The organism is Candidatus Dadabacteria bacterium (assembly GCA_009837205.1).
In the GTDB taxonomy this organism is placed as follows: Bacteria; Desulfobacterota_D; UBA1144; order Nemesobacterales; family Nemesobacteraceae; genus Nemesobacter.
In genome coordinates this window covers 19,935-22,593 of record VXTZ01000023.1, presented here as the reverse complement: position 1 = coordinate 22,593, position 2,659 = coordinate 19,935, and the positions used below count along the sequence as shown (strand labels likewise).

The 2,659-nt window shown below is 56.6% G+C and carries 3 protein-coding genes; 2 read left to right on the top strand and 1 reads right to left on the bottom strand.

Features of this window, described 5'->3' with window-relative positions:
* On the bottom strand, positions 1–351 hold a 351-nt coding region (locus tag F4Z13_05465), incomplete at its 3' end, for a cytochrome c (protein MXZ48684.1).
* A 137-nt stretch (positions 352–488) separates the two neighbouring features.
* On the opposite strand from F4Z13_05465, the gene F4Z13_05460 reads away from it, so the two are divergent.
* On the top strand, positions 489–755 hold the full coding sequence (locus tag F4Z13_05460; protein ID MXZ48683.1) for a SelT/SelW/SelH family protein: 267 nt from the start codon (positions 489–491) through the stop codon (positions 753–755).
* A 98-nt stretch (positions 756–853) separates the two neighbouring features.
* Positions 854–2,404, top strand: coding sequence for a 2-isopropylmalate synthase (locus F4Z13_05455; GenBank protein MXZ48682.1), 1,551 nt, complete (start codon positions 854–856; stop codon positions 2,402–2,404).
* Positions 2,405–2,659: the final 255 nt, after the last annotated feature.

The following is a 2,659-nucleotide window of genomic DNA, read 5'->3' as shown; positions in this document are numbered from 1 at the left end:
GTTCTGCCTTATGTGCGCCACCAGGTTGTCTATGTCCTCGGGGCTTATTATCCCGGCCCAGGCGGTCATCATCGGGGACTTGCCGACCGCCGCTCCGCCGTTTGTTATCACGTTAACCAGGTACTCGTCCGTATAGGTCTCGAGGATCGCGGCGCTCGAGAGGTCCCTCGGCTTGGGGTCAAGAGCGGCGGCCGCGACTCCGTCGCCAAGCCCCGTGAGGCCGTGGCAGGTAGCGCAGTAGACATTGTAGATTTCTTGTCCCTTCGCGCTGTCGGCAGCCCGGGAAGCGTGGGGCGCGAGAAAGAGCGCGCAGGAAAAGACAAGTGTTGCGAGCAGGATTCCGGTTTTCATTTTCTTTGGCCTCTCTTCGGGAAAAAGTTCGATTCGGGGAAAAGCTTCCCTTGCCTTTGAGTATATCTCGTTTGCCTTTATAATCAACTGTGGAGGCGGCTTTGCGTGAGCGCCTCGGGCGAGGGGGTAAAGGCTAAATGGTAGAGATAAAGTACTGCGCGCGCTGCGGCTGGCTTCCGCGGTCCGCCTGGATGGCGCAGGAGCTTTTGGGCACTTTCGGGGAAGCGCTCGGCGGGGTGTCGCTCGTTCCCTCAAGCGGCGGGATCTTCGAGGTGCGCGCGGACGGGGAGCTTGTGTGGTCGCGAAAGGAGACGGGAAGGTTCCCCGAGATAAAGGAACTGAAGCGCGCGGTGCGGGACGCCGTGTGTCCCGGCATGGACCTTGGTCACACGGATTCGCTTTGAGTTCCGGGCGTATTTCCCGCGGAATTGTTTTTGACAACTGCGCCGGGTGCGTGTAGAAATCTGCCTTTGCGGCAGGGCAAAGGGTAAGGTTTTTGGGAATGTCGAACAATAACTACATACACATATTCGATACGACGCTTCGCGACGGGGAGCAGGCCCCGGGCTGCAGCATGACCTCTGAGGAGAAGCTGCGGGTCGCCTATCAGCTTGAGCGCCTGGGGGTGGACATAATAGAAGCGGGGTTTCCCATATCCTCCGAGGAGGACTTCCAGTCCGTAAAGAAGATAGCGCAGAGGATAAAGGGCTGCCAGATAGCCGGGCTCTGCAGGGCGAGCACAAAGGACATAGACCGCGGCTGGGAGGCCGTGCAGCACTCAGAGAGCCCCAGGATCCATACCTTCATTGCCACCTCCGAGATACACCTTAAGCACAAGCTGAGAAAAACAAGAGACCAGGTGCTCGAGATGATAAGCGGCGCCGTTAAGCACGCGAGGAACTACACGGACAACGTCGAGTTCTCCTGCGAGGACGCGACGCGCACGGACATCGACTATCTCTGCACGGCGGTCGACGTGGCCGTCCGCTCGGGAGCCACCACGATCAATATCCCGGACACTGTCGGGTACACGATTCCCGAGGAGTTCGCCTACATAATCCATACGCTCGTAAAAAACGTCCCTAACTTGGATGACGTGATCCTGAGCGTTCACTGCCACAACGATCTCGGCCTTGCGGTGGCTAACTCCCACGCCGCGATAAGCGAAGGGGCAAGGCAGGTCGAGTGCACGGTTAACGGCCTCGGGGAGAGGGCCGGCAACGCATCGCTTGAGGAAATAGTTATGGGATTGAGCGTTAGAAGCGACAAGAAGCCCTACACTTTCGGGATAAACACGGCGCAGATATATCCGACGAGCAGGCTCGTTTCCCAGGTAACGGGGGTTAACGTGCAGCCGAACAAGGCTATAGTCGGGGCGAACGCATTTGCCCACGAGGCGGGCATACACCAGGACGGGGTGCTTAAAGAGAGCATCACCTACGAGATAATGACCCCGCAGGAAGTGGGGATTCCCTCTAACCAGATAGTGCTCGGCAAGCACTCGGGGCGCCACGCGTTTCGCGACCGCCTTGAGGAATACGGTTATGTTCTCGAGCCTGAGGTTTTCGAAAACGCGTTTACGAAGTTCAAGGCGCTTGCCGACAAGAAGAAGTACGTTTTCGACGAGGACATAGAGGCCCTTATAAACCAGGAGTTCCTGCGGTCCTCTGATTATTACGAGTTTACGGCCGCGAGCTACTCAGGCGGAACGGACTCATCGCCAGAGGCAAGCGTCACGATCATGGCGGGAGAGGAGGAGATCTCGGTCCGCGAGACGGGTTCGGGGCCTGTCGACGCGATTTTCAAGGCGGTCAAGAAGGCGACGGGACTTGATCCCAGGCTTGAGAATTTTTCGGTATCGTCTATAACAGGCGGGACGGACGCACAGGGAGAAGTCACGGTCAGGATATCAGATGAGGGAGTGATATCGCAGGGACAGGGAGTGGATACGGATATTTCGATAGCGAGCGCGAAGGCTTTCGTCAGCGCGCTTAACAGGCTTCGCTGGAGGAAGGAGCATCCGCGGCGGGGTTCTGAGCTTAAGGGAATTTAGATGGTTCGGGCTGTTTGGGTGCGGGGGGCCGGATGCCTTCGAAACGGTTTTCGAAAATACGTTCTCGATTTAATGCCGGGTGTCGCTCGTTCCCGGCTTTTGCGCGACATGGCGATGCTTGGTTTGTCGGCAAAATCGGGGGGGGGGGATTAAGGAATTGAAATTTGAGTTTTGTTGGTGTTTTAGTTTTTTAATATGTGGTTTTTTTGTGTTTTCCAAATTTGATTTACCGAAATGGTGCTATTTATATGAGCA